The sequence below is a fragment of the Micromonospora sp. NPDC003776 genome (assembly GCF_053605645.1).
This window is the reverse complement of sequence record NZ_JBSGJR010000513.1, coordinates 1-5,103: the sequence shown is the minus strand read 5'-3', so window position 1 is coordinate 5,103 and position 5,103 is coordinate 1. Positions and strand designations below refer to the sequence as shown.

The following is a 5,103-nucleotide window of genomic DNA, read 5'->3' as shown; positions in this document are numbered from 1 at the left end:
GCGTCGCCGGCCCCGCCGACGTGCGGGCCGCGCTCACCGCCGGCGCCACCGCCGTCCTGGTCGGCACGCTGCTGCTGCGCGCCGCCGAGAGCGGCACCAGCCGCACCCACCGGGACGCGCTGGCCGACCCGCACCGCGACGCCACGGTCGTCACCCGGGCGTTCACCGGGCGGCCGGCCCGCGCGCTGCGCAACGCCTTCACCGACCGGTACGACGCGGACGCCCCGCTGGGCTATCCCGCAGTGCACCACCTGACCCGGCCGTTGCGGGTCGCCGCCGCCCAGGCCGGTGACGCCGACCGGTTGCACCTGTGGGCGGGCACCGGCTGGCGGGCGGCCCGCGCCGCCCCGGCGGCGGAGATCGTCGCCGAGCTCACCGCCGGGCTGTGAGCCCGTTCAGCGGCACGCGGCCGACAGCCCGGCCAGCACGCCGGCCGGGTCGTGCACGATCCGGTGCCCACCGTCCAGCACCCGGCGGGTGCCCGGGTCGACCGGGTCGGTGCCGGCCCAGCTGACCGGCACCACGCCCACCTCGACCTCGAACCCCGAGGGGCGGCGCAGGCGTACCTCCCGCAGCGGCCCCCAGTCGGCCAGCCGGACGACCTCGCCGCCCAGCAGGCCCGTCCAGCCGGCGGGGTCGGCGTACCCCGGGTTGTCGGTGAGGACCACGACGTCCACGTCGGAGTCCATCCGCGCGGCGCCGCGCGCCCACGAGCCGACGACGACCACTCCGCGTACGTCCTCGTGGCCGGCCGCCCAACCGGCCACCGTGTCCACCACGGACCACGCTTCCCGGGTCCGTTCCTCGGTCACCATCCGCTGAGTCTCACACGCGCACAGCAACGTCGGAGGGCGGGTGGACAAGAAGAACGCCGAGTCGCTGGCCGGGGCCCTGCAGCAGGTTCCGGCCGCCTGACCGGGGCTAGCCGCCCGCCCGGGACAGCCGGCGCAGCAACCACTCGGGCTCCGGGTTCACCACCGCCTCGCCGCCCGCCACCACCGTGGGCACCGTCTCGTCGCCACCGGTGACGGCCCGCACGGCCGCCGCCCCGTCCGGGTCCCGCCAGATGTTCACCCAGTGCACCTGGCCGGCCCGCCGGCCGAGCCGGCGGCGCAGGCGCAGGCAGTAGCGGCAGCCGGGCCGCCAGTACACGATCGGGCGGCCGTCCCGCGCGCTGCGGTCCTGTGCCTGCGCCGCCGTCACCGACCTGGGGAAGACCAGCGGGGAGAGGAGCACCGCCAGCACCGCGAAGACGACGAACTCGGCGCCGGCCAGCCACCGCTGCTCCTGAGTGACCGCGACGAACACCCCGCAGGCCAGCATCAGGCCGGCGAACCACCAACTCCGCAGCATGCGGCGGAATGCTACGCGTGCGCACCGGCGCCGTCCGGTGCGGGGGCGGGTGGCACCGGGACGGCCGGCAGATCTTGACGAGGCGGCGTCGATGCGGGTGGATAGGAGCTTGACCATCTGATCGCCAGTGCTGCCGGCACTCCATCAGAGAGGATTTCCATGACAATCCCACGCCTGCGCGGTGCCGCCCTGGCCGCTGTCGTCCTGGTGGCCACCGGGTCGGTGGTGACGCCGGCCGCGGCCGTCGCCGCACCGGGGAATCCGGGCGCCCCCCGCTACTCCCCCGGCGCCGCCAGCGTCGGCGACCCGTACTTCCCCGACCAGGGCAACGGCGGATACGACGTCCAGCACTACGACCTCACCTTCTCCTACGACCCGGCGAGCCGGTTCCTCGACGCCACCGCCACGATCACCGCGGTCGCCACCCAGGACCTCGACCGGTTCAACCTGGACTTCCGCGGCCCGGACATCTCCTCGCTCACCGTCGACGGGCACGCGCACGAATTCACCCGCGAGGGCCAGGAGCTGATCGTCACCCCGCGGCCGAAGCTCAAGGCCGGCAAGACGTTCACCGTGGTGGTGAAGTACGCCGGCGTACCGGGCCCGATCACCGATCCCGACGGATCGATCGAGGGCTGGGTGCCGACCGACGACGGCGCCTTCGTCGCCGGGGAGCCGCAGGGCGCACCGGCCTGGCTGCCCACCAACGACCACCCGACCGACAAGGCCACCTTCCGGTTCACCGCGAAGGTGCCGGCCGGGCTCACCGCCGTCGGCAACGGACAGCTCCTCTCCCAGCAGACCCGGGACGGCTGGACGACCTTCGTCTGGGACTCGACCGAGCCGATGGCCAGCTACCTGGCGACCGTCACCATCGGCACCTTCACGGTGACCGAGTCGGTGACGTCCAGCGGGATCCCGGTGTACGTCGCGGTCGACCCGAGGCTGGTCACCGGGTCGGCCGCCGCCGTGGCGCAGATCCCGAAGATGATCGACTTCTTCGCCGCGACGTTCGGTCCGTACCCGTTCGCCTCGACCGGAGCGATCATCGACCGGGCCCCGGACGTGGGTTACGCCCTGGAGACCCAGACCAAGCCGATCTTCTCCAGCGCGCCGAGCGTCAGCACCATGGCCCACGAACTGGCCCACCAGTGGTACGGCGACAGCGTCTCGCCGCAGCGCTGGTCGGACATCTGGCTCAACGAGGGTTTCGCCACCTACGCCCAGTGGATGTACACCGAGCACAACGGCGGCGCCACGGTCAACCAGACCTTCAACAACGGCAGCAACTACGGTCGCGCCGCCTCGTCGTCGTTCTGGCAGATCGTCCTCGCCGATCCGGGCCCGGAGGACATGTTCAGCAGCATCCCGTACAACCGGGGGGCCATGACGCTGCACGCGCTGCGCGGCAAGGTCGGCGACGACGCCTTCTTCCGCATCCTGCGGCAGTGGGCCGCGAGCCACCGCTACGGCCACGCCGGCACCGCCGACTTCATCGCCCTGGCCGAGCGGGAGTCCGGGCAGAAACTGGCCGCCTTCTTCGACGTGTGGCTGTTCCAGAAGGGCAAGCCGACCACCTGGTGACGCCGGTGGCCCCGCGGCCCGTCGGTCGCGGGGCCTCGGCGCCGGTGGGTCTTCCCGGGTACGAGCCACGCGGCAGCCGCCGGTCTGCCACCGTTGACAGCGGTGTCCCCCACCTGTTGAGGAGGTCCAGGGTGACCGAGCAGCCGGCTGGTCCCTGGCTGACCCGGAACCTGAAGGTGCTGTCCGGGGTGTCCCTGTTGCAGGACGCCGCGTCGGAGCTGCTGTACCCGATCCTGCCGATCTTCCTGACGGTCGTCCTGGGCGCGCCCGCGGCCGTCGTGGGCGTGGTCGAAGGGATCGCCGAGGGCGCCGCCGCGCTGAGCAAGATCGTCACCGGCCGCGTCGCGGACCGGTTCCGCGCCCGCCCGATGATCGGCCTCGGGTACGGGCTCGCCGCGCTCGGCAAGGTCGCCATCGCCGCCGCCACCGCCTGGCCGGTCGTCCTCGCCGGTCGCAGCGTGGACCGGGTCGGCAAGGGCATCCGGGGCGCACCCCGCGACGCGCTGATCGCCACCGGCGTGCCGGCGAGCGCCAAGGGGCGGGCGTTCGGTTTCCACCGGGCGATGGACACCGCCGGCGCCGTGATCGGACCGCTCATCGGTCTCGCCGGCTACCAGCTGCTGCACCACCACATCCGGCCGTTGCTCGTCATCGCCGTGGTGCCCGCGGTGGCCAGCGCCGTGCTGGTCGTCGCGGTCCGCGAGGCGCCCCGCCGCCTCCCGCGTACCGGCAGGTGGCACCCGCGGGACCTACCCGGCCGCTACTGGCGGGTGGTGGCCGTGCTGGCGCTGTTCAGCGTGGTCAACTTTCCCGACGCCCTGCTGCTCCTGCGGCTGCACGAGATCGGCTTCACCGTGCCCGCCGTCATCGGCGCGTACGTCACCTACAACGCGGTCTACGCCCTGCTGAGCTACCCGGCCGGGGTGGTCGCCGATCGGCTGTCCCCGCGCACGGTCTTCGGCGCCGGCCTGGTCCTGTTCGCCCTGGCCTACACCGGACTCGGTCTGACCCACTCCCACCCCGCCGCGTGGGCGCTCCTGGCCGCCTACGGCGGCTTCACCGCCTTCACCGACGGGGTGGGAAAAGCGTGGATCTCCGGGCTCCTGAACCCGGGCGACCAGGGCACCGGCCAGGGCCTGTTCCAGGGACTGACCGGCCTGGGGATCCTGGTCGCCGGCCTGTGGGCCGGACTCGCCTGGGGCGCCGAGGGCACCCTCCCACTGCTGGTCTCCGGAATCGCCGCGGCCGTCCTCGCCGCGGTGCTCCTCACCCGCCCGATCCGGAATCCCGTCCCTGTGCCGTAGCCGGCGATCCTCGCAGCCCGACCGTTGAGCCGGTCAGGCGGTGGCGTCGGCCAGCAGCTCCAACAGGTGCCGGTACGGTTGCCCGGTCGCCCGCGCCATGCCGATCTCGCAGGTGCGGTTCACCGAGGCGTACCCGTCGAAGGGCCGCTGCCCGACGGCGGTGGCCTCGGCGCGGGTGGCCGACGTGGTGAGCTCCGGGTGCAGCAGGCCCCGGTCGCCGGCGAAGCCGCAGCACTGCCAGCCGTCCGGCACGACCACCTCGTCGGCGACCGCCCGGGCCACGGCGAGCAGGGCGTCGTCCAGCCCGAGGCGGGTGGACGAGCAGGTGGGGTGCAGGGCGAGCGAGCCGAGCCGGCGCCGCACGGTGAGCCGGGGCAGCAGTTCCTCGGCGGCGTACGCCACGGCGTCGACGACCCGCAGCCCACCCGCGTCGGCGGTCAGCTTCGCGAAGCCCTCCGTGCAGGAGGCCGCGTCGCTGACCACGGGCAGCGCGCCGTCCCGGGTCGCGGCGCGCAGCGCCGGCGGCACCCGGTCCCGCACCGCCCGATAGCCGGCGGTGAGCCCCTTGGAGGACCACGGCGTGCCGCAGCACATGCCGGCGACCCCGTCCGGCACGAGCAGGCGTACCCCGGCCCGGTCGGCGAGGGCGAGCAGCGCGGCGGCGACGCCGGTGCCGCCCTCGGCCGGGGCGAAGAGGGTGCCGAGGCAGGACGGAACGAAGACGGCGTCCGGCTGGTCGACGGGCCGGGGCCGGCGGACCTCGCCGCCCCGGGGCAGGTCGCGCCGCCACTGCGGGACCCGCTCGTCGCCGAGGACCGCGCGGGCGGCCCGGGTGGCCGCCTCGGGCAGCGCGGGCGGCAGG

6 protein-coding genes are annotated in these 5,103 nt (G+C 74.4%); 3 read left to right on the top strand and 3 right to left on the bottom strand.

Going from position 1 to position 5,103, the window contains the following annotated elements:
• Positions 1-389: nitronate monooxygenase (locus tag ACWEVO_RS29665; protein WP_452310776.1), on the top strand; the 389-nt coding region annotated here is incomplete at its 5' end.
• Positions 390-395: 6 nt separating this feature from the next.
• Here the strand turns inward: ACWEVO_RS29665 and ACWEVO_RS29660 are convergent.
• Both ACWEVO_RS29660 and ACWEVO_RS29655 read right to left on the bottom strand, forming a co-directional pair.
• Positions 396-815 (bottom strand): nucleotidyltransferase domain-containing protein, encoded by a 420-nt coding sequence (locus ACWEVO_RS29660; protein WP_452310775.1) that lies wholly within the window; start codon positions 813-815, stop codon positions 396-398.
• 106 nt (positions 816-921) lie between these two features.
• Positions 922-1,353 (bottom strand): glutaredoxin domain-containing protein, encoded by a 432-nt coding sequence (locus ACWEVO_RS29655; RefSeq protein WP_452310774.1) that lies wholly within the window; start codon positions 1,351-1,353, stop codon positions 922-924.
• A 159-nt stretch (positions 1,354-1,512) separates the two neighbouring features.
• Here ACWEVO_RS29655 and ACWEVO_RS29650 point away from each other — a divergent pair, with 159 nt between their 5' ends.
• Together ACWEVO_RS29650 and ACWEVO_RS29645 are read left to right on the top strand one after the other, a co-directional pair.
• Positions 1,513-2,937, top strand: coding sequence for a M1 family metallopeptidase (locus tag ACWEVO_RS29650; RefSeq protein WP_452310773.1), 1,425 nt, complete (start codon positions 1,513-1,515; stop codon positions 2,935-2,937).
• Positions 2,938-3,068: 131 nt separating this feature from the next.
• On the top strand, positions 3,069-4,241 hold the full coding sequence (locus ACWEVO_RS29645) for an MFS transporter (RefSeq protein ID WP_452310772.1): 1,173 nt from the start codon (positions 3,069-3,071) through the stop codon (positions 4,239-4,241).
• 33 nt (positions 4,242-4,274) lie between these two features.
• On the opposite strand, the gene ACWEVO_RS29640 is transcribed toward ACWEVO_RS29645, so the two are convergent.
• On the bottom strand, positions 4,275-5,103 hold an 829-nt coding region (locus ACWEVO_RS29640), incomplete at its 5' end, for a heterodisulfide reductase-related iron-sulfur binding cluster (protein ID WP_452310771.1).